The organism is Bacillus sp. LUNF1 (assembly GCF_011008975.1).
Lineage (GTDB): Bacteria > Bacillota > Bacilli > Bacillales > Bacillaceae > Bacillus > Bacillus velezensis.
In genome coordinates this window covers 476,789-497,794 of the sequence record NZ_CP048876.1, presented here as the reverse complement: position 1 = coordinate 497,794, position 21,006 = coordinate 476,789, and the positions used below count along the sequence as shown (strand labels likewise).

At 47.1% G+C, this 21,006-nt stretch carries 25 protein-coding genes; 4 read left to right on the top strand and 21 right to left on the bottom strand.

The annotated features are described in order from the left end of the window. The 14 genes from G4O42_RS02545 to acpS form a co-directional block, all read right to left on the bottom strand. Positions 1 to 2,160 (bottom strand): Tex family protein, encoded by a 2,160-nt coding sequence (locus G4O42_RS02545; protein WP_032873005.1) that lies wholly within the window; start codon positions 2,158 to 2,160, stop codon positions 1 to 3. A gap of 72 nt (positions 2,161 to 2,232) precedes the next feature. Then, entirely contained in the window at positions 2,233 to 2,835 is a 603-nt protein-coding gene (gene rsbX, locus G4O42_RS02540) for a phosphoserine phosphatase RsbX (RefSeq protein ID WP_007410234.1), read from the bottom strand. Then, entirely contained in the window at positions 2,835 to 3,623 is a 789-nt protein-coding gene (gene sigB, locus G4O42_RS02535; RefSeq protein WP_032873003.1) for an RNA polymerase sigma factor SigB, read from the bottom strand. The genes rsbX and sigB overlap by 1 nt, the downstream gene beginning before the upstream one ends. Then, the gene (gene rsbW, locus G4O42_RS02530; RefSeq protein WP_007609591.1) at positions 3,589 to 4,071 is read right to left on the bottom strand and encodes an anti-sigma B factor RsbW; all 483 of its coding nucleotides are present in this window, start codon (positions 4,069 to 4,071) and stop codon (positions 3,589 to 3,591) included. Before rsbW ends, sigB begins: the two co-directional genes overlap by 35 nt. Beyond that, positions 4,068 to 4,397 (bottom strand): anti-sigma factor antagonist RsbV, encoded by a 330-nt coding sequence (gene rsbV / locus G4O42_RS02525; protein ID WP_003156176.1) that lies wholly within the window; start codon positions 4,395 to 4,397, stop codon positions 4,068 to 4,070. The genes rsbW and rsbV overlap by 4 nt, the downstream gene beginning before the upstream one ends. Positions 4,398 to 4,460: 63 nt before the next feature. After that, positions 4,461 to 5,468: a PP2C family protein-serine/threonine phosphatase gene (locus G4O42_RS02520; RefSeq protein WP_007609589.1), complete on the bottom strand. Its 1,008-nt coding sequence runs from the start codon at positions 5,466 to 5,468 to the stop codon at positions 4,461 to 4,463. A gap of 11 nt (positions 5,469 to 5,479) precedes the next feature. Then, positions 5,480 to 5,881, bottom strand: coding sequence for an anti-sigma regulatory factor (locus G4O42_RS02515; RefSeq protein ID WP_003156178.1), 402 nt, complete (start codon positions 5,879 to 5,881; stop codon positions 5,480 to 5,482). Between the two features lie 2 nt (positions 5,882 to 5,883). After that, positions 5,884 to 6,249 carry an RsbT antagonist protein RsbS gene (gene rsbS, locus G4O42_RS02510; RefSeq protein ID WP_003156180.1) on the bottom strand — a complete coding sequence of 122 codons (366 nt, stop codon included), beginning with the start codon at positions 6,247 to 6,249 and terminating at the stop codon, positions 5,884 to 5,886. 4 nt (positions 6,250 to 6,253) lie between these two features. After that, a complete protein-coding gene (locus G4O42_RS02505; RefSeq protein WP_003156182.1) occupies positions 6,254 to 7,075 on the bottom strand; it encodes an STAS domain-containing protein in 822 nt (273 codons plus the stop codon). 117 nt (positions 7,076 to 7,192) lie between these two features. After that, positions 7,193 to 7,543 (bottom strand): type II toxin-antitoxin system endoribonuclease NdoA, encoded by a 351-nt coding sequence (gene ndoA, locus G4O42_RS02500; RefSeq protein WP_003156187.1) that lies wholly within the window; start codon positions 7,541 to 7,543, stop codon positions 7,193 to 7,195. Between the two features lie 5 nt (positions 7,544 to 7,548). Next, entirely contained in the window at positions 7,549 to 7,830 is a 282-nt protein-coding gene (gene endB / locus G4O42_RS02495) for a type II toxin-antitoxin system antitoxin EndoAI (RefSeq protein ID WP_003156188.1), read from the bottom strand. 119 nt (positions 7,831 to 7,949) lie between these two features. Further along, positions 7,950 to 9,119: an alanine racemase gene (gene alr / locus G4O42_RS02490; RefSeq protein ID WP_032873001.1), complete on the bottom strand. Its 1,170-nt coding sequence runs from the start codon at positions 9,117 to 9,119 to the stop codon at positions 7,950 to 7,952. A gap of 116 nt (positions 9,120 to 9,235) precedes the next feature. Further along, positions 9,236 to 10,243, bottom strand: a complete 1,008-nt coding sequence (locus G4O42_RS02485) for a LolA family protein (protein ID WP_032872999.1) — start codon at positions 10,241 to 10,243, stop codon at positions 9,236 to 9,238. 164 nt (positions 10,244 to 10,407) lie between these two features. Then, a complete protein-coding gene (gene acpS / locus G4O42_RS02480) occupies positions 10,408 to 10,773 on the bottom strand; it encodes a holo-ACP synthase (protein ID WP_007609580.1) in 366 nt (121 codons plus the stop codon). 92 nt (positions 10,774 to 10,865) lie between these two features. On the opposite strand from acpS, the gene G4O42_RS02475 reads away from it, so the two are divergent. After that, positions 10,866 to 11,465 carry a rhomboid family intramembrane serine protease gene (locus tag G4O42_RS02475; RefSeq protein WP_032872997.1) on the top strand — a complete coding sequence of 200 codons (600 nt, stop codon included), beginning with the start codon at positions 10,866 to 10,868 and terminating at the stop codon, positions 11,463 to 11,465. Here the strand turns inward: G4O42_RS02475 and G4O42_RS02470 are convergent. The 5 genes from G4O42_RS02470 to G4O42_RS02450 all read right to left on the bottom strand — a co-directional run bounded on the left by G4O42_RS02470 (position 11,462) and on the right by G4O42_RS02450 (position 17,860). Further along, positions 11,462 to 12,928, bottom strand: coding sequence for a PH domain-containing protein (locus G4O42_RS02470; RefSeq protein WP_032872995.1), 1,467 nt, complete (start codon positions 12,926 to 12,928; stop codon positions 11,462 to 11,464). The genes G4O42_RS02475 and G4O42_RS02470 overlap by 4 nt on opposite strands. Next, entirely contained in the window at positions 12,918 to 13,397 is a 480-nt protein-coding gene (locus G4O42_RS02465) for a PH domain-containing protein (RefSeq protein ID WP_032873159.1), read from the bottom strand. The genes G4O42_RS02470 and G4O42_RS02465 overlap by 11 nt, the downstream gene beginning before the upstream one ends. Positions 13,398 to 13,512: 115 nt before the next feature. Then, the gene (gene cshA, locus G4O42_RS02460) at positions 13,513 to 14,997 is read right to left on the bottom strand and encodes a degradosome RNA helicase CshA (protein WP_032872993.1); all 1,485 of its coding nucleotides are present in this window, start codon (positions 14,995 to 14,997) and stop codon (positions 13,513 to 13,515) included. A 330-nt stretch (positions 14,998 to 15,327) separates the two neighbouring features. Beyond that, on the bottom strand, positions 15,328 to 16,698 hold the full coding sequence (locus G4O42_RS02455) for a UDP-N-acetylmuramoyl-tripeptide--D-alanyl-D-alanine ligase (protein WP_032872991.1): 1,371 nt from the start codon (positions 16,696 to 16,698) through the stop codon (positions 15,328 to 15,330). Between the two features lie 76 nt (positions 16,699 to 16,774). After that, on the bottom strand, positions 16,775 to 17,860 hold the full coding sequence (locus tag G4O42_RS02450) for a D-alanine--D-alanine ligase (RefSeq protein ID WP_032872989.1): 1,086 nt from the start codon (positions 17,858 to 17,860) through the stop codon (positions 16,775 to 16,777). Positions 17,861 to 18,013: 153 nt separating this feature from the next. On the opposite strand from G4O42_RS02450, the gene G4O42_RS02445 reads away from it, so the two are divergent. Then, positions 18,014 to 18,331: a thioredoxin family protein gene (locus G4O42_RS02445; protein ID WP_003156200.1), complete on the top strand. Its 318-nt coding sequence runs from the start codon at positions 18,014 to 18,016 to the stop codon at positions 18,329 to 18,331. Here G4O42_RS02445 and G4O42_RS02440 read toward each other — a convergent pair. Beyond that, positions 18,328 to 19,221, bottom strand: coding sequence for a cation diffusion facilitator family transporter (locus tag G4O42_RS02440; RefSeq protein ID WP_032872987.1), 894 nt, complete (start codon positions 19,219 to 19,221; stop codon positions 18,328 to 18,330). The genes G4O42_RS02445 and G4O42_RS02440 overlap by 4 nt on opposite strands. Positions 19,222 to 19,436: 215 nt before the next feature. Here G4O42_RS02440 and G4O42_RS02435 point away from each other — a divergent pair, with 215 nt between their 5' ends. Next, positions 19,437 to 19,616, top strand: a complete 180-nt coding sequence (locus G4O42_RS02435) for a Fur-regulated basic protein FbpA (RefSeq protein ID WP_032872984.1) — start codon at positions 19,437 to 19,439, stop codon at positions 19,614 to 19,616. Further along, positions 19,603 to 19,749 carry a Fur-regulated basic protein FbpB gene (gene fbpB, locus G4O42_RS02430; protein WP_003156206.1) on the top strand — a complete coding sequence of 49 codons (147 nt, stop codon included), beginning with the start codon at positions 19,603 to 19,605 and terminating at the stop codon, positions 19,747 to 19,749. Before G4O42_RS02435 ends, fbpB begins: the two co-directional genes overlap by 14 nt. A 26-nt stretch (positions 19,750 to 19,775) precedes the next feature. Here the strand turns inward: fbpB and G4O42_RS02425 are convergent, their stop codons facing one another. Then, positions 19,776 to 20,921: an acyl-CoA dehydrogenase family protein gene (locus G4O42_RS02425; RefSeq protein ID WP_032872982.1), complete on the bottom strand. Its 1,146-nt coding sequence runs from the start codon at positions 20,919 to 20,921 to the stop codon at positions 19,776 to 19,778. Between the last annotated feature and the right edge of the window lie 85 nt (positions 20,922 to 21,006).

The window sequence follows — 21,006 nt, the reverse complement described above, 5'->3', positions numbered from 1 at the left end:
TTATTTTACCATAGACAGCGACACTCTGCCTTTTTGCACGTCCACCCCTTCGACCCATACGGTGACGATGTCCCCGACCGATACGACGTCGAGAGGATGTTTGACGTATTGATTGCTCAGTTTTGAAATGTGCACAAGCCCGTCCTGTTTGACGCCGATATCGACGAAAGCTCCGAAGTCTACAACGTTGCGGACGGTGCCCTGCAATTCCATTCCTTCCTTTAAATCCTCAAGCTGCAGAACGTCTTTTTTCAGCAAAGGCTTCGGCACTTCGTCACGAGGATCTCGCTCCGGCCTTGTCAGCTGCCCGCAAATATCCGCAAGCGTAATTTCCCCTATACCAAGCTCTTCAGCCGTTTCAGACAGCGGCAGTGCGCTTATTTTCTCTTTTGCGTCCGCGCTTCCGATCTGATCCGCAGTGAGCTGCAGTTTTTTGAGCAGCGCCTTTGTCTCTTTATAGCTTTCCGGGTGTATCCCGGTGCGGTCGAGCGGCTCCGGTCCCCCAGGCACTCTCAAAAAGCCGATGCACTGTTCATATGTTTTTGCGCCGAGACGCGGGATTTCTTTCAGCTCTTTGCGATTTGTAAATTTTCCGAGCTCTTCCCTTTTTTTAACGATATTACCGGCAACGGTTTTGGATAACCCGGCTACATATTGAAGCAGCGCGGCTGATGCTGTATTGACATTCACCCCGACTTGGTTGACGACGGTCTCTACGACAAAACGGAGTGATTCATTTAAATGCTTTTGGCTGACATCATGCTGGTATTGTCCGACGCCGACGGATTTAGGATCAATTTTCACAAGCTCGGCCAGCGGGTCCTGCAACCTCCGCGCGATGGAGACGGCGCTGCGCTCTTCGACCTGAAAATCCGGAAATTCTTCACGGGCGATTTCTGACGCGGAATACACGCTTGCTCCGGCCTCATTGACGATGACATAATAAATGTCCCGCTCTGTTTCTTTCAGCACATCAACGACGAATTGCTCTGTCTCCCGTGATGCCGTGCCGTTTCCGATCGCCACAACCTCGACTTCGTACCGGTCCAGCAATTCTTTGATTTTTTTCCGGGCTTCCGCTGTCTTTTTTACGGGAGCGTGCGGGTAAATGACGTCGATTTTCAGCACTTTTCCCGTCTCATCAACAACTGCCAGTTTGCACCCCGTACGGAAGGCCGGATCGACGCCGAGCACAACTTTCCCCTTCATCGGCGGCTGCAGCAGGAGCTTACGCAGGTTTTCAGCGAAAATATGAATCGCCTGCGCGTCTGCTTTTTCTGACAGCTCTTTGCGGATATCGCGCTCAATAGCCGGCTGGATCAGACGTTTGTAACTGTCCTCAATGGCTTCTTTCAGCGTTTCTTTCACAGGCGTTTCACGGTGTTTGATGATTTGCTTTTCTAAATAAGCTTTTATCTGATCGGCGGGCGGTTCGATCGCAATCTTTAAAATGCCTTCTTTTTCACCGCGGTTCATCGCAAGCACTCTGTGAGGAACGACCTTTTGGATCGGCTCTGCGTACTCGTAGTACATTTCATAGACGTTTTTCTCGTCATCTGCGGCTGACTTGCCTGCCGCGGAAGTGAGAATTCCTTTTTTATACGTTTCCTGGCGAATCCACTTTCTGAAATGAGGATCATCCGAGATTTGTTCGGCTATGATGTGCTTCGCGCCTTCAATGGCCTCCTCTCTTGAAGCGACTTCTTTTTCTGCACTGATATATTGATCAGCGATGTCGTGAAGGCGGTTTTCTTTCGGGAGAGAAAGAATATAGTCCGCAAGCGGTTCAAGGCCTTTGCTTTTGGCGACGGTGGCTTTTGTTTTCCGTTTTTGTTTGAAGGGACGGTATAAATCCTCGACTTCCTGAAGCTTGACCGCTTGTTCGATTTTTTGCTTCAGCCCTTCCGACAGCTTGTCCTGCTCAGAGATCAATCTGATGACTTCTTCTTTCCGCTGCGTCAGGTTTTGTATGTATTGCCACCGCTCGGAGATTGCCTGAATCTGCACCTCGTCCATTGAGCCGGTCTGCTCTTTTCGGTACCGCGCAATAAACGGGACGGTATTGCCGTCTTCCAGCAGGCGGATGACACTTTCGACATGTTTTTGGGATAACGCTGTTTCTTCAGCAATTTGTTTTTTCAAAAGGGCTAACGTTTCCATATCACAAAAGCCTCCATCTCTTCATTCTTTCTCTAGTGTATCAAAAAACGGCGGAACATAAAAAAAGCAGCCTTACGATAAAAGCTGCCCTAGAATATAGGTCAAATCATCACGTCTGGATGTTGTGTACGGATGAAGTGATTTTGATATATCTTCTATTGAGTGTCCCTGCTTTAAGCAGGTGCGGATATGCGGAACCTCAAGCCCATCCGTGTAGATGATGAACCTCGCCCCTTTTTCGTATGATGACGTATACGTTTTGTATCTTTGCGGTTTGCCTGAGAGGTAACCCGAAATCGGCAGCGGATGAAAGACTTCGCCTGATGGGGAGTGCAGGAAGAAACGGACATTGCCGATCGAGCAGTATGTCAATTCCCTTTTGATGAAATTGATTTTTAAGATGGAGGCAGTCGCCCCTCTTTTGTTTTTCATCGCTTGATTGCAGCGCTCAATGATGCTTTCCACATCCTCATCCGCATACGTTTCCACGATGTCTTTAATGGCTGACGAGGATTCGTTGGCAAGAGATCCGCTGCCGAGACCGTCCGCTACCGCGCAAACTAATTCTTCTTCATTCGCCTTCATAAAAAAGCTGTCGCCGCATATGGACTTGCCTTCTTTATTTAATTGGTATACAAGAGTTTGAACATGTTCATTTTCTTCAACCTGAATCATTACATTAGCTCCATGGAGGGATCTCCAATCAAGGCCTCTCTCAGTTTTTTCACCGCTTTCCGCTGCAGGCGCGAGACGTGCATTTGAGATATTCCGAGAATGTCCCCTGTTTCTTTTTGGCTTTTATTTTGCACAAATGTTAGATCGATAATCTGTTTTTCGCGGTCGGACAGCACATGAAGCACGCTTTTGAGCATCATCTGCTGGTTGACGCGTTCGTATCCTTCCTCCTGCGACCCGACGATATCTAAAATTGTGACGGTGCTTCCGTCCGCATCCGCTTCGATGCTGTGATCGACAGACAGCGCCTGATAGCTTTTTCCCATCTCCATCGTTTCAAGCACTTCCTCTTCTGACACATCGAGAAAGGCTGCGATTTCTTCGACTTTCGGCGACCGCTGCGTCTCTGTCGTCAGCTGATCCACCGCCATTTTAATGCGCGGCCCGAGTTCTTTAATCCGTCTCGGGACGTGTACGCTCCATGTTTTATCTCTGAGGAAGCGTTTGATTTCGCCGATGATGGTCGGAATCGCAAATGCTTCAAAGGATTTGCCGACCTCGGGATCATACCGTTTAATGGCTCCGAGAAGTCCGATCATCCCGACCTGGCGGAGGTCTTCATGAAAGCTTTTTCCTTTTGAATATTTCTTTGCCAGCATTTCGACGAGATTGGTATACACCTCGACGAGTGTTTCCTGGGCTTCTTTATTATCATGTGTTTGAAAGTCGCGTATGAGCCGATCAACTTCATCTTTAGTTAGTTTCGTAGTTTTTGATGGTTGTGCCATGATCAACTCGCTCCCCATTTAAATACTTTGTCATCGCCACGGTTACGCCAGAGTTGCTTTGAACTTTGACTTCATCCATGAGCGTTTCCATTAAATACAGACCGAGCCCTCCTTCTGACAATTGATCGACTGTGTGCGAAGGTGTGTACGGCCCGAGATCCTGCTGCTTCTGATCAAAATCAAAGCTGTCTCCCTGATCGGCGACAATGACCTCCAGCCGATCCTCAAACACACCGAACCGCACGGATACTTCTCCCTTATTTTCATCATTGTATGCATGCTGGACAGCGTTTGTACAAGCTTCGCTGACAGCGATTTTTAAATCTTCAATGTCATCATAGGTATAGCCCATTCTGCTTGCGACACCTGATAACGTAAGCCTGACGATTCCTACATATTCCGGTTCAGCCGGAATTTTCATCTCTATATAATCAACTGATGTACTCATTGCACGCCACCTTCTGACTTTGCCGAAATGTCGATGATGTCCTTAAGCCCCGTAATTTCAAACAGACGGACGAGCCGGTCGGAAAGATTCTCAAGCTTGAGAGAGCCGCCTTCCTTGCTCACCGTTTTAAACACGCCTACAAAAACGCCTAAACCCGTACTGTCCATATAATTTACATCTTTTAAGCAGATTCTCATGTCCTTCCCCTCGTTTGCCAGGGGCATCAGCTTTTCACGAACCACCGGAGCTGAGTATACATCGATTTCTCCAGCGATATTGATTTGTATATCTGAAAGATTCTCCTTCATATCTACCGTTAAATTCATCGTATCACCTCTGAAAGTTATCCTTACTCGTGCTAATGGCTTTTTACCCGTGCTGCTGTTTTTTTAAACCTTTCTTTTCAAAACAATTAACGTAAAATCGTCATGAAGCTGAAAGTCCTGGAGTCTCAGCAGGCTGTCGTAAATATTTTTGACCATATCCTGCGCGGAGCAGTCCATATGTTCTTCCAGCATGCGCTGAATGTCACTGCGTTCTAAGAAACCGTTTTCGGTACGGCATTCGGTGACGCCGTCAGAAAAAAGAACGATCATGTCTCCTTCGTCCATGTGCTGTTCATATTGGCTGTAATCAAAATCCTGAGAAATTCCCAGCACCAATCCTTTTGCCTCCAGATCATAAAACTTTTTTTCTTTTTCAGAGTAGTAGAAGCCCGGTTCATGCCCCGCAGAGGCATATGTAAATTGGTGATTTTTCGTATTGTAGTTTGCGTAAAACATGGTGATAAACATGCTTGAGTCCACGTTCTGTTCTACAACGCGGTTAAGATTTTTCAGCACTTGGGAGGGGTGAATGCCGGTCTCCGGAAGAGAGTCCATGGCATACTTGATCATCGACATGCACAATGCGGCGGGTATTCCTTTTCCGATGACATCGGCTATCGCGATGTTAATCGATTCCTTGTCTTTGACAAAGTGATAATAGTCCCCGCTCATCTGTTTGGCGGGGACGCTGATCGCCCCGATATCCAGATCTTCTTCTTCAGGAATTTTTGTGCCAAGCAGCGTCTGCTGAACATTTGCGGCAATTTCAATTTCTGAACGAAGCTCCTGCTGGATATCTCTCAGACTTTGATGTTCCTGATAAGCCATCCCGTAGCCAATCATGACTTCTATTAAAAAATCCAGCGAATGAAAAACATCTTCCGGCAGATCCGGATACAGTTCCTTTACTACTTTTCGGTGGATGCTGATGATCTCCTCCGGAGGAACCTGATGTTCAATCGTTTTTCGGCTGAATTTTTGGGCTTGATATAAAGATGTTTCTGTTAATTCGGCTATATATCGGCTAAGCAGCTGATGATACCGCTGCTCTATAACCTCCCTGAAATCCACGTTCTAACCTCCTACCGAAGCCATTTCACGGCTTGAATCTCTGTTCCTTCCTCTGCAACAGATTGCAGGCTGAATTCGTCCATCAGCCTTTTGACGCCCGGAAGGCCCGCTCCCAGTCCGCCTGACGTTGAAAAGCCGTCTTCCATCACTTTACGGATGTCGGGGATTCCGGGTCCTTTGTCTTCTGCTATAATTTTAAGGCCTTTTTTCCCTCTGTCGTTTACTTGTTCTATGCTGACCTGGCCCTTGCCTGCATATAAGTAAATGTTTCTGGCCAATTCTGAGATAGCCGTCGTGATTCTGGCCTGGTCCACCGTGCCGAAGCCTAATTCCTTCGCAACGTTGCGGCCAAGCTGTCTGGCGGCTACGATATCCCATTCTGTCATGATTTTCACACAGGATTGGTCGTTCATCGCTATTCCCCCAATTCCCGCTTCAATGTCTCAAGCCCTTGCTCTAAATCGAGCGCTGTTTCAATTTCCTCAAGTGAGATTCCGAGTTCAATCAATGTGACCGCCACAGCAGGCTGAATTCCCGTCAATACGACCTTTGCGCCCATCAATTTAGACATGGTGATGACATCGCCGAGCACTTTCGCGATAAATGAATCGATCATGTCAACGGATGTCAGGTCAATGACGACCCCGTTTGCGCCGGTTTCATAGATTTTGTTCAGCAGATCTTCTTGAAAATGCAAAGCTGTCTGGTCGTCAAGTTCCCATTGGATGGATACCAATAAGCAGTTATACAGTTTCAGGATCGGGATTTTTGGATGTCTCACAATGTTATTCCCCCAATGAAACGATTTTTCGATTTGTCATTTCAAGCGCTGTTTGAATTCCTTTTTGAAGGGTATTCTTCGTAATAACCTGCGACAAATCAATTCCCAGATTAACGATCGTCTGCGCGATTTCCGGACGGATTCCGACGAGCAGGCATTTCGCGCCGACAAGCCGCACCGCTTCCGATGCCTGAATAATATGGTGCGCCACCATCGTATCAACGACCGGCACGCCCGTGATATCAATTAATACAACCTGTGAACGGTGCTTTACGACGCCGTTTAACAGATTTTCCATAATGTGCTTTGCACGCTCCGTATCAATCGTCCCGACAAGCGGCATGACCGTTACATGCTCAAATACCGGGATCAGCGGAGCCGACAATTCCTGAAGCGCGATTTTTTGCAAAGTAACCGTCTTTTCCCAGGAGATAGAATACTGATTTAAAATTTCCGTGTTGATCGGATTGAAAAAGCTGTCTATTTCCAAAATCAAATCTGCTCTGTCCTGATCGGCCATATTAAGGTCGACCATCGTTTCGTAAAGCAGTTTCCAAAACTCTGACAGGGTGGCTGAAAGAAGTTTCAGTGACAGGCCGAGCTGAACGGCGCGCAGTGCGAGTTCACTGATCTGCTCTTCCGTAGCCTCGTCATTTTTAGTCGATAATAAAAGAATGTCTATATAGTCTTTACAAATATTTTCACATATGTGATTCGTAAGCTGATAGTCTTCCTGATTGCCTACTTCTTTTAGTTTGGCTGTCCAAGTATCAAGCAGTTCATCATGCTGATCAATGATGAACTGGTACACTTTCTGATTCGACATGGGTTTCACTGACCTCCCGACACAAAACAACAAATTTTGTTTGATTATCTCTTTATTATAGCGCTTATGTTTTTCGAAAACAAAAAAAGTTGCTCCATATGAGCAACCAAAATATGACTAAAAATCAATGAGTGCCAAACTGATTTGCAAGGCTTCATCAACCTTATCCATCATTTCATCATCCAGATGAGTTATTTTATCCGTTAATCTTTGCTTGTCAATCGTCCGAATTTGCTCCAGCAAAATAACGGAATCTCTTTCAAAACCGTAGCGTTTTGCATCAATTTCGACGTGGGTTGGTAATTTCGCTTTCTGTATTTGGGCTGTTATGGCTGCAACAATAGCAGTCGGGCTAAAGCGATTTCCGATATCATTTTGGATCACTAAAACCGGGCGTACGCCGCCTTGCTCTGAGCCAACAACAGGAGATAAATCAGCAAAATAAACATCGCCGCGCTTTACAATCAAAATGATTATCCTCCGCTGACTAAGCGCTCAACGGTCGTTTCTGCTTCGCACTCAGCATAGTGAGCCTCAGAAGAGATATTCAAGTTGATTTTCGCCATTTCCATATACCCGCGTCTCATCAAATCACGGTTATGGCGAGTTGTCCGTTCGCTGACATACGCTCTCACTGCTTGTGATATCAGTTCGTTTCTGCTTCGTTTCTCCCGCATCGCTACACCATCCAATTCAGCTACTAAGTTTTCAGGCAAGCTGATTTTCATTTCGGTTCTTGCGCTGGATTCAGACAAAAAACATACACCTCCACCAAACTTACGGATACGACCAATACATCCATCCAGACATAATGATACCATTATTCAAACGTCAAGCAAAGCTGTTTTATAAATTCTCTTTTTCCGGATGACGGCTACTTGTTTGTATTATCTTGCAGTAAAGGATTTCTTACTTCCATTATACTCTCATTTTCCAAAAACATACGGGGAACGCGGGAACTAATGGTACAAGGGACCTCGTAATTAATCGTCTCAAGCCGCCCTGCGATTTCATCCATCGTGATCGTTTCTTCCTTCTGGCTGCCGATCAGGGTGACTTTGGTGCCCGGCGGATAAGATTGATCTAATTCGACCATCAATTGATCCATGCAGATTCTTCCCGCGATGTTCATCCGTTTGCCTCCGATCAGCACAGACGTGCCGCTCAGCTTGCGGAGCCACCCGTCCGCATAGCCGATGGGGACCGTTCCGATCCATTGATCCTTCTCTGCCGTATATGTTGCGCCGTAGCTGACGCTTTCCCCTTTGCGGATCTTTTTCACATGGGATAAAACAGAGTGCAGCGCAAAAGCCGGTTTTAAATGAAACGGAATTTCGCTTTGGATGTCAGCAGAAGGACGAAGCCCGTACATACTGATGCCGAAACGAACCGCGTTAAAGAAGCCTTTTTTAAGACGAAGTCCGGCAGCGCTGTTCGCGCAGTGCACCATCAATTCTTTTAAAGGGAGCGGAGCGATCAATTTTTTAAAGCGGTTAAACTGGAAGAGGAAATAATCTCTGTTTTTCTCATCCGCGGTAGCAAAGTGGGTGAATACGCCTTTACAGACTAAACCGGGATTTTGGCTGAGGATTTTTAACACGCTTTGGATTTCTTCCTCCGTTTTGACTCCGAGTCTGTTCATGCCGGTGTCGACTTTCAGATGAAACGGCACTGTTTTACTTCCGAGGTGGCGCGCAGCTTCCTGAAGCCATTCAACAGAATACCCCGTGAGTGTTACGTCATACTCGGCAGCTGCTTGTACATATTCGGGCGGCACGGCGCCAAGCACGAGAATCGGCGCTGTAATGCCCCGTTTCCTCAATGAAATTGCTTCATCCAGTATGGCTACGGCAAGACAAGAGGCACCCGCTTCAAGCGCGGCTTTCCCAACTTCCAAATCTCCGTGGCCGTAAGCATTCGCCTTTACAACCGCCATGAGATGGACGTTTTGCCCGATGTGTTTTTTCATATGCGTGACATTTTCTTTAATCGCGGACAGGTTGATTTCCGCCCACGTTTCTCTGTAAAAGGATGCTGTGTTCATTCGATACACTTCCTAGCATTATTTTCAATTCATATTGTTATTATCATACTAAAATTATTCTGCAAAGTGAAATGGAATCAAAAAAGAGACCGACAGCGGCGGCCTCTTTTTTGACGTTATTTTGACGACTGTCCCTGCATGCTTTTGGCGGCGGCCACCATTTCATCTTTTGTCAGATCCTGTGATGACAGAAGGTAATCCACTCCGTCATATGTCCACGTTAAAGACGCATCAGATAATGCGGCCACCGTGAAGCCGAGATTAACCGGTTCGCCTTTCAGCGTGACGGCAGAGGCGGCTTTTGCGATATGGGCTTTTTCTTGAATAAGGGTGAATGATTTTTCTCCGCCGTAAGTCATGACGATCCGTTTGCCGTCCGCCGTTGAAATATCTTTCTCTTCAAGCTTTTTGACGCCGGCCGGCACTTGAAGCGGTGTTTTGACCGCAAATGAATCAGACGGCTTGGCGCTTGTGGCGACGTCCATCTGGGAAAGCGTCATATTTTTCTTCTCGTCAAAAGAGTCTTTATCAAACGGCTTGTTGAATTCAAAGCTTTTGAATTCGACTTTCACCATCACTTTCCGATCTGTATCCATGACTTTGACGAGCGATGGGCTCATGTCCTTTTTGTTGAAAGTGATTTCCTGAGTCGGCAGCATTTTGTTGTGCTGATAGTTTGTTTTTGTTTCAAACGTGTACTTTTTATCTTTGGCGGAATAGACGGCGTCTTTGTCATGCTGCACGTCCTTTACAAGTGACTCAAACAAATATACTTGGCTGCTGTTATTCGGCCAGTCGCTTTGGAAGCGGAAGCTCTTATTTAGAGACGGCGTGAGGACAAAGACTCCGTTGGCGTTCCGTAAGATGACTTGGTTTTGGTCTTTTTTCGGATTTTCCAAATAGACCCGGTACAGGGAAGGTTTTTTATGCCAGATTTCCACATTGTATACTTGCGGATCACTCCCCGTTTCGATGGTCATTTTGGCTTTCGCTTTGTACGAGGTGTATTCCTTCGCCTTCTTATCTAAACCGTTCACGATATCTTCCTGTGATTTTTGGCCGCAGGCCGAAAGAATAAGGACGGCAAGCAGTCCCGTTAAAAGCAAAACAAAGCTTTTTCTCACCTTTTTTCAACCCCTTCTTCTCAATTGATGTAAAGGGAAGAAATCGCTTGTTTGACTTTAACGGTACGCCCTGAACGGACGGACGCGTACCATAAAAGCCTCAAACAACTTGTCTCCCTTAATGCACTATCAAATATATGAAGGGGTTCCGGCTAATATGCAGACTAGCGTGACAACCTTTCAATCACGACCTGTGCCGCGGCGTATTCTTTTGTATGGGTAATGGAGACGTGAACCGCCGCGCCGTCAAGCTTGGCGCAGGCCAGCACAGGCTTTCCCGCTGTGTCGTTTCCGGTTTCAATATCCTGAAAGCTGAGCTCTTTGCCGATACCTGTGCCGTATGCTTTCGAAAAGGCTTCTTTTGCCGCAAATCTTCCCGCGAGAAATTCAATTTTCCTTTTGTCCGACAGCAATGTAAAACGAGCGTATTCAGCCTCCGTCAATATTCTTTGCGGAAACCTCGCCTGCCGGCTGAGCATGTTTTCAATTCTGTGCAGTTCAACGATGTCGATTCCGATTCCGAAAATCATGTGAATTCCTCCTAAAAGTCCGTACTAAAAAACGGTTTATGTCATAAACGTGTTACTATATATGTAACAAATCAGATGCAAAGGGGCTTGCGATGTTTATACGAACGGAAAATTTCCAGACTTTTATCAGACGTTATCCGGCCGTCAGCTGTATTTTGGCGCTGCAGGCGTTCTTGTGGCTGTTTTTCAGTATGCCGCTTCATTCCGTCATGATGTGGTCAGATGCTGTGACCGGCTATAATTACGGCGTTTCCTCGGGAGAATGGTGGCGGCTGGTGACACCGATGTTTTTACACGCGAATTTCACTCACCTTTTGTTTAACTCCATGTCTCTCTTTTTATTCGCGCCCCCGCTTGAGCAGATGCTCGGAAAAGTCCGTTTTCTGATTGTGTACACTGCATCGGGCATCATCGGCAATATCGGCACGTATCTTGCCGAACCGCTTGATTATGTGCATGTCGGCGCATCCGGCGCGATCTTCGGACTTTTCGGCGTGTATGTGTTTTTGACTGTTTTCCGCAAGGAGCTGATCGGCCGGGATCAGTCGAAAATGATTATGACCCTGCTTATCATCGCGGTACTGTCGACGTTTATCAACTCTAATATTAACATTATGGCGCATTTGTTCGGACTGGCAGGCGGATTTTTGCTTTCCTTTTTATGCGTGCAGCAAAAAAAGCGGCGGTATTAACCGTCCGCTTTTTCATATGAATACCAGCGCCCGATGCGTTCGGCATCTTCCTCGCTGACATCCTTCAGCATGACATGCTCCATGTGGTGAGCTGATTTCACTGCGGTAGCCACAGATGCGAGCCGCCTTCTTTTTTGCAGAAAGGAACGGCTGACTTCAAACATCTGCATTCTTCTTCTCAGCATAATCGTGGTCGTCTTCCCGACCAGCCTCGTGGTGATCTGAAGCCTGCCGCCGTTTATGCACCATGACGCTGTCCTAAACGAGGCATATCCAAGCACCATTTCGACGGGAAGCACAAGGAGCGATGCATATCCCCACGGTTTAAACAGAATACAAAGCGGGATGATCACGAAAACCGAGAAGATTATGGATCGGAATAAATACCGGCGCAGCGCCCTTTTCGGCAAATGATTCCGGTTTTCTTCCAGCACGTAATCCGGTGTGAAACCGTTCAGCATCACTCCGAGCTTTGATTTGCGGATGATCGGAAACAGAATCGTCTGTGCTCCTTCTTTCTCATTCCCCGCACTGCCGGCGCTGACAATCGCAACCGTCGCGTATCCGAATAATTGCCTGATCACATTTTCTTTCATTTTAATGGCTTGGATTTTACGGAGCGGGATCGTCACTTGATGTTTTTCAATAATTCCTCTGGTAATGACCAATTCGTGTTCTTTTTTTTCTATCTTAAAGTTGGCATGCTTGATCATCATACCGGCGATGCTTAACAGCCATGCGATGAACAATCCTATGAAAATGATCACGGCGTATATGCCGATGCTCGCATGCTTGAGAAAGGAGAACCTGTCATAGAGCCAGTCCATCGGAAGTACTTCATCAATCTGAGAAAAGAGGGCGAATACCGCTGAGATGATGACACCGATTCCCCCGGATGTTGAGGCGGCCATAAGCAGCTCACCTACAGACAGGCGGTAAACGGATTGCACATCTTCCCCGCGCATCGGCTCCTGCTCCGCTGCGGTCTCCCCTCGTTCTTCTTGCTCCGCTTTTTGCTGAAAAACAGCCGCTCTGATCCGTTCCGCCTCTTCCACAGTAATGGCGGATAAGACAGCCTCGGCGTTTTTCCCGTCGCCGGCCGTTTCGATTTGAAGCTTAACAAGCTTAAAAAGCTGCTGAATGATGCCGGCACTCGTATTCATTGATTGAATCCGGTCAATGGAGATGTATCTCTTTTTCGTAAAAAACAAGCCTTCTTCAATTCTGAATTCTCCGTCCTCAATCCGGTATGTAAATTTTCTCCACTCGATCACACTAGCCGTAATCAGCCAGATAAGCAGGACGGCGAGCGCAATGCCTCCGTAAAAGCGGATGAAGTGGTTGGAATTAACAATATAGACGAGAAAAAATGGCAGAATAATGTTTTTAATGGTTTCGATAATAGTATGGAATAAGTTCAAAATCACGGCCGCCGGATGCAGACGTTTCGGCTCAGACATCATCTTCCGTCACCCTTGCCAGACGGGAAATGGAATCCCTCAGCCGGTCAGCTTCCTCCATATCAAGCGCCGGAATGGAATGAACGGTTGCCGCCGTGGAGATTTTGACTGAGGCCAGACGGTACCTTCTGAGGAGCGGGCCTTGTGAAGTATCTACGTGCTGCACCCTCACCATCGGCACAATGACCCGTTTGACAATAAAAATGCCGGATTGAATATCAATTTCATTTTCATGGACTTCATAGCGCCAGATCCTGTGCCTGATTTTCGGTATGGCATAGATGGATATCACTGAACCGAAGATCCAAATGATGCCGAGGACTCCGGTGATCCAATACGGCCAATGGAAGAAATGGCTTAAAACAGCTGCTGCTATAACGGCCAGAAGACAGAAGGCGGACAGGATGATTTCCTGAAGACGCCAGACTTTTAAGCCGCTTGGACTGATTCGATTTTTTGGCTGTGCTCTCAACATACCTACCTCCCATTTTTTATCATACATACAAATACGGCTGATTTGCAAAAAAGATTCACTTTCCGGCATATCAAAAAAAGCGGACCCCGTAAAAGGGTCCGCTTCCTGTGTCTTAGTATGATTTTTTCTGGCGTCTGTCACCTGAAGAACGGCGGTCGCTTGAGCGTTTTTTATCGTAGGAAGAACGGTTGTTGGTTTTCCCTTTGCCGCCGCGGTAGCCGCCGCCTTGGCCTTCTCTGCGCTTAGAAGTACGCTGGTTTTTATAGCGTTTGCTGACCATCGGCGCTTCATCAGTGAGGCGTACAGGCGTGCTGTCCGGCTCTTTTGTCGCCATTTTAATGGCTGCAGCCACAACTGTCACTGCATCATGATCTTCTAACAATTCCGCAGCTGCCGTCATGTAGAAGTTCAGGTTGTTTTCGCTGATCGCCGTGCGCAGACGGTCAACCGTCATCTGCTGCTGACCTTCTAATGCTTCGTCAAGCGTCGGCTCTTTCATGCGGTCCATTTTGCGTTTTGTCGTTTGTTCGATCGCGCGAAGCATGTTTTTCTCACGCGGTGTGATAAACGTCATCGCCATACCCGTTTTTCCTGCGCGTCCCGTTCTTCCGATACGGTGAACGTAGCTTTCAGGATCTTGAGGCACGTCAAAGTTGTAAACGTGGGTAACGCCTGAGATATCAAGTCCGCGGGCGGCAACGTCAGTCGCTACAAGCACTTCGATCGCACCTTCTTTAAATTTACGAAGCGCAACCATACGTTTCGCCTGCGTTAAGTCGCCGTGAATTCCTTCGGCCGCATATCCGCGAAGGTTCAGGGCTTCAGCAAGCTCATCGACACGGCGTTTCGTACGTCCGAATACGATCGCAAGTTCCGGAGACTGAATGTCAAGAAGACGAGTCAGGGTATCGAATTTTTTGCGTTCCTGCACTTCCAAGTAGAACTGCTGAATGTTGGACACAGTCATTTCTTTCGCTTTTACTTTTACGTGTTCCGGCTCAGTCATGAAACGCTCTGCGATCCGTTTGATCGGCGCAGGCATTGTTGCTGAGAATAAGAGCGTTTGGTGCTCGCTCGGTACATTTGAGAGAATGGATTCAATATCATCAATGAATCCCATGTTCAGCATTTCATCAGCCTCATCCATGACAACCGTATTCACGTTGTTTAAACGGATCGTACGGCGGTTGATATGGTCAAGAAGACGCCCCGGCGTACCTACGATGATATGCGGGTTTTTCTTCAATGCGCGGATCTGACGTCCGATATCCTGTCCGCCATAAATAGGCAGCACTTTCGCACGCTTATCTTGTCCGATTTTATATAACTCTTCAGATACTTGAATGGCTAATTCACGGGTTGGCGCGATTACGATTGCTTGAATATTAGGAGACTCGGGGTTCATTTTTTCAACAAGGGGTATACCAAACGCAGCTGTTTTACCTGTACCTGTTTGCGCTTGTCCAATGACGTCTTTATTTGAAAGTCCGAGCGGAATCGTTTGTGCCTGAATCGGCGTTGCTTCTTCAAACCCCATACGATTAATTGCCTTCATGAGATCAGAACTTAATTGAAAATCTTGAAACGTTATAGTCAAATTATTCAAACTCCTTCTAATTGCTGTTTCAGTAATGTCGTGATTTACCACTAAAAACCGCCCTTTCATCCAAAGGACAGGATCATACGTATACAAAGCCCGAATTACTTTACGTTTAATCTTACCATTACACTATGTGTTTTTCAATAAGGCGAGATGGTCAGGCGGCCGGAAGCGGCCTGACCGAATTCTTCCCGCGAACGAGGCCGGCCCCCGCGCCGGACGGGATTTCCCAGCCGGCGGTCTTTCTTTTTCATACGGACAGAATTATTTCACCCTGAATTAGTTTCTTCATTTTTGTATATTTTTATAATGCTGATCAGTATTTTTTCAGTTCTTCTCTAATAAATCTTTAACGATTTCTTCGAGCTTCATACCTCTCGATGCTTTAAACAGAAGGAGATCGCCGGAAGCGGCCATTTCCTGTATGGCGTGAAGCAGTTCTTTTTTGTCAAGATAATGGCTGACGCGCCCTTCTTCAAAATGCCGGCGCGCTCCGTCAGCGATGAATGCGCCGAGTGTGCCGTAAGTAAATACATGGTCGATTTCCGCCGGATTGACCGCAGCTCCGCATTCTTCGTGGAATGCTTTTTCTTCATCACCAAGTTCAAGCATATCACCGAGCACGAGCATTTTCTTCCGATAGCCTTTCATCGTTTCAATTAATTCGACCGCCGCTTTCATTGACGTCGGGCTCGCATTATACGCGTCGTTTACGATCGAGATGCCGTTGTCCGTTTTGACCAGTTCCAATCTCATCCCCGTCACCTTCAGGCGGCTCAGTCCCAGAGCGGCATTTTCCGGCGTAATGCCGAAATAGATGCCGGCGGCGTATGCGGCCATGGCATTCATCACATTATGTCTGCCGAGAACGGGAATAAAGAAAGAACGGTCGATCCCGTCGATATTAAAGTACGTGCCTTCTTCCGCCTGTTTTATTTCTTTCAGGCGGAGATCATTGTCCGCGCCTGCGCCGTATGTCGTTGTCCGGCAAGTGTACGCCTTTTGGCGGAGCAGCGGCTCATCCCCGAAATAAAACAGAACGCCGTCTTCCCGAAGTCCGTTTATAATTTCAAGTTTCGCCTCCGCAATTCCTTCTCTTGAGCCTAAATCCTGCATGTGGGATTCGCCGATATTGGTAATGACGGCAGCTTCCGGTTCAGCAAGACGGCTCAGAAAATCAATTTCGCCCCTCGCGCTCATTCCCATTTCTAAAACGGCGATTTCTGTATCTTCAGGCATGGCAAGCACAGTCAGCGGCAGGCCGATATGATTGTTGAAATTGCCGGCGGTTTTGTGAACGCGGTACTGCGTGCCGAGAACGGCGTGAAGCATGTCTTTCGTTGTCGTTTTTCCGTTGCTCCCGGTCACCCCGATAACCCGTGTGCCGAGCTCTTCCAAATAAGCTTTTGCCAATGTTTGCAACGCCTCCAGCGTGTCATCGACCAGGATGACAGCACGCTCTTCCGGCGGATTCGGTTCAGAGCGGTCCCACAACACCGCGGAAACGCCTTTTTCGAATGCTTGCGGCACAAAGGTGTGGCCGTTAAAATGCTCGCCTTTTAAAGGAATGAACAGCTGATTTTTTTCCAAAGTCCGCGTATCGGTTGCGGCGCCCTCAATCATTGTTTGTTCAAATACGGGATTTGTCAGTGTGCCTTTGACCATGTCTGCGATTCGCTTTACAGTTCGCTTTATCAAAGGTGGCACCTCGCTTTCTGAAAATGTTGTCTGTTACGGGAAAAGACACTGCCCCTTCAGGCAGTGTCCGTCTTCATTAAAATGTATGTTTAATCAGCTGTTTTTCGGCATGGCGTTCTTTTGCCAGCTCAACCAGCTGTTCGATCAGATCACTGTAATCTACGCCTGCTTCTTTCCAAAGCAGCGGGAACATGCTGAATGGCGTAAAGCCCGGCATTGTGTTCACTTCGTTAATGAGCACTTGCCCGTCATTGGTCAGGAAGAAATCGGCGCGGACAAGGCCTGATCCGTCAATCGCTTTGAAGGCTTTAATCGCCATTTCGCTGATTTCCGCATATTGTTCATCCGTCACTTGCGCGGGAATCATTAAATCCGTGTCGCCGTCTTCATATTTCGCCTTGTAATCGTAAAAGTCGGTTTTCGGCGCGATTTCACCGACGGCGGAGCATTTCGGTTCGTCATTTCCGAGTACGCCGATTTCGATTTCTCTTCCGGCGATTCCTTCTTCCACCACAATTTTCCGGTCATACTCAAAAGCCAGTTCGAAGGCTTTTTCAAGCTCTTCACGGTTTCGGCATTTGCTGATTCCGACGCTTGATCCGAGGTTCGCCGGTTTGACGAAGCACGGATATCCCAGCTCCTCTTCAACCTGCTGTAAGCAGCTGTCCGGCGTCTGTTTCCAGTCCTTTTTTAAGAAAGCGGCGTACTTCGCCTGCGGAAGCCCCGCTTGAGCGAACAAATGCTTCATGATGACTTTATCCATGCCGGCTGATGATGCAAGCACTCCGTTGCCGACATAAGGAACGTTCAGCAATTCCAGCAGACCCTGAATGGTGCCGTCTTCACCGTTCGGTCCGTGCAGAAGCGGAAATACGACATCGATCGTCGCCTTTTCGTCAGGCGACGCTTCAGGAAACATTTCCCGGTTCAATGCTGATAGAGCAAAACTTTCACCGTTTTGTTCCAGCTGAAGCATTTTCACGTTGGAAACCGGCTCAGTCAGCAGCGGGCCTCTTTGCCATTCTCCTTTTTCAGTGATGTAAATCGGATGTATATCAAACTTCTCAGTATTAAGCGCTTTTGTTACAGCTAATGCTGTCTGCAGCGATACATTGTGTTCGGCTGACTTTCCGCCGTACACCAATCCTAGACTTGTTTTCAATGGATATTCCCCCCACAACAATTCATCTTTACTATCTTATCACTTTCCTCAGAAAATGATCTAATTATTTTTGGGCATTCTGAATATGAAAGCATTTGTATGTAATTCCTTTTTATTTTATATTAAAATGGCATGGAAAAGGAGATGTGTCATATGAAAAAAATCAGTACAACAGAACAATTTAATGAACTTATTCAATCCGACAAGGAAATCATCGTGAAATTTTTCGCTGACTGGTGCCCTGACTGCACGCGCATGAATATGTTCATCGGCGATATTTTGGAAGAATATAATCAAAATGATTGGTATGAACTGAACAGAGACGAGCTCCCTGAGCTTGCCGACAAATATCAGGTAATGGGCATCCCGAGCCTTCTGATCTTTAAAAACGGCGAAAAGAAAGCGCATCTTCACAGCGCAAACGCGAAAACGCCCGAAGAAGTCACAGAGTTTTTATCACAGCATATTTAATTCGTTTCACGATCTTTGTTTATGACTTCAGGCTCTACATGAACATGGACATGAGTCACATCATGTTCATGTTTTATTGCATATTCGACTTCATCGGCTACTTCATGGCCTTCTTTCACAGACAGTCCCGGATCTACCGTAATGACCATTTCCACATGAACCGTTCTCCCCAAATACCTTGCTTTCACATCCTTCAGCCTGCTGACCTCTTTTATTTCTTTCACCGTGTGTTTATACGGCTCCAAATCTTTCAGATCAAACCCGTCCGTCAATGAGTGGGAAGCATCTTTGAAGATGTCCCATGCCGTCTTACAGATGATGATTCCGATCAGAAAAGCAATGACCGGATCAATCCACGGCAGATGAAGCCGGGCCGTTAAGACGCCTATAAACGCCCCAATACTGACATAGGCGTCAGAACGGCTGTCTTTCGCCGCCGCATGAAGCGCAGAACTTTTAACCCGATCCGCAAGACGGCTGTTATATACATACATGCCGTACATTACAATCGCGCTTCCGAGCGCCGTCCATGCCGCAATGAGGCTCGGCTCGGCCTCCGTTCCGCTGACAATCGCCTTTGCTCCTCCGATCAGCACTTCAATACCGACCGCCATCATAATAAAAGACGCAATTAATGAAGAAATTGTTTCAGCCCGATAATGTCCGTAGGCATGATCAGTGTCAGCGGGGCGCTGGGAAATCCGGAGCCCGATCAGCACAGCCAGTGATGCGGCAATATCCGTGGCATTATTTAACCCGTCCGCTCTGAGCGCTTCAGAATGATAAATAAGACCGATCACCAGTTTGACGGCGGCAAGGATGAGGTACGCGGCGATATTAAGAATCGCGCCTTTCTCACCCCGTTTTAAGTTTGCCGTTTGATCATTCATGTAAGGACTCCTCCATTCTCATTCATAGTATGGATGGAAAAGCGGAAAAATAGCAGCTTTGATCTGACAGAATCAAATCAATTCGACAGCATTATTCCCCGGGAAACTTTTTGTCGAAAAATTGGCGGTATTTTTCCTTTACATATGAATATGCCCATTGTATACTTTCATTAATTGATAATGATTCTCAATATCATTTGATTAGGAGGGTAATCATGAGGTCTTCTCCTCAGCTCAGATCATCAGTTGAAGGACGAAAAAAACATCTGATCCATTTGCTGATCAATAACGGAATATACAAAAAGTCGGAACGGCATTTATATGAATTATCGCTCGGAGAATTAGAAAGCGAATACAAATATGTAAGGAAGGTGCGGACTTATGGCGAAACGTAAAATAAAAACATACGAACAGCTGATAAAAGAAAACAAGGCGGCCATTATGAATAATCAAAAGCTGATGAATGTGATCTATGACAGAATTGACCGCAAGCATCAAAAACTGCTCCGGCACAACAGCCATACATAAAAAGAGCCTTTTTCAGGCTCTTTTTTTTATTGCTCAAAGGCTTCCGCCGCTAATTTGCCGATGACCGCATCGTCCATCGGCGGATTGTGAAGGCCGGCCCGGGCATCCCGATAATACCGCTGAAGCGGATTGTTTCGCTCAAGGCTTTTTGCGCCAGTGATTCTCATTGCTTTATCAACAACAGAAAGGACGGCATTTGTCACAATATGTTTTGCGGCGCCGAGCTCGCTTTTGATGAAAGGGCGGCGTTTCGGGTCATCATACATTTGCGCCGCCGTGAAGAGAAACTGTCTCGCTTTTAACAATTCGAGCTCCATTTCCCCGACACGCTGCTGAACAGCCGGCACGTCTTTAATCGGTCCGTTCAGGCTGCTCGGCGAATATTCGGATGCAAACCGGACGGCATAGTCCCTTGCCGCTTGAGCGATACCCAGATAAGCAGCGGGAATGTGAAGCAGCCAGCCATTCACTTTCGCCGCTCTTGGCCCGCTGATAAGCTCCACAAGCCGCTCGTCATTGACCGTGACATGATCTAAAAGGAGATCATGGCTTCCGGTCGCCTTCATGGCAATCATATCCCATGTTTCTTCGACTGAAACGCCTGCCTGATCTTTATGAATGAGAAAAACACCGGTCGTTTGTTTTTCTTCAATCCATGCCGTCACAAGCATATAATCCAAAGTCAGCGAAAGGGTTGTAAAGGTTTTTCGGCCGTTCAGCACCCATTTTCCGTCTTTTTTGACAGCGGAGGTGCCGGGTCTTCCTCCCCTCGTCGGACTGCCGGTCTGCCGTTCCGTCGCTGCCCTGTTCAGGACAGCTCCCTTTTTCACCTCTTCTGTGATAAATGAAAAGACATCTTCATCCCAGCTGTTTCCTTCTCCGAGCTCACCCATGACGGATAAATGCCAGCCGATTCCGAGAGCCACGGCCGCGTCTCCCCGCGCCAGCCGTTCCTGAAACAGCACCATATCATAAACGGAAATGCCTGCACCGCCGAATGCCTCAGGTACTGTTAACGCCGTATATCCTGCGTCGCGCAGTCTTTGAATTTTCTCCGCGGGAAAACGGCCCGCCTCATCATCAAGCGCGGCTGTTGTTTGAAATTCGTCTGCAAGCAGGCCGATTTTTTCCATCCATTCCCTCTGCCGTTCATTCTGTATCCATAAAGACACTGGAATCCCCCCATTATAATTCCGATAAAGTTAATAAGTATTATAGAGATTCAAGTCTCGTTTCGCAACTGTGAGGCTGTACAAA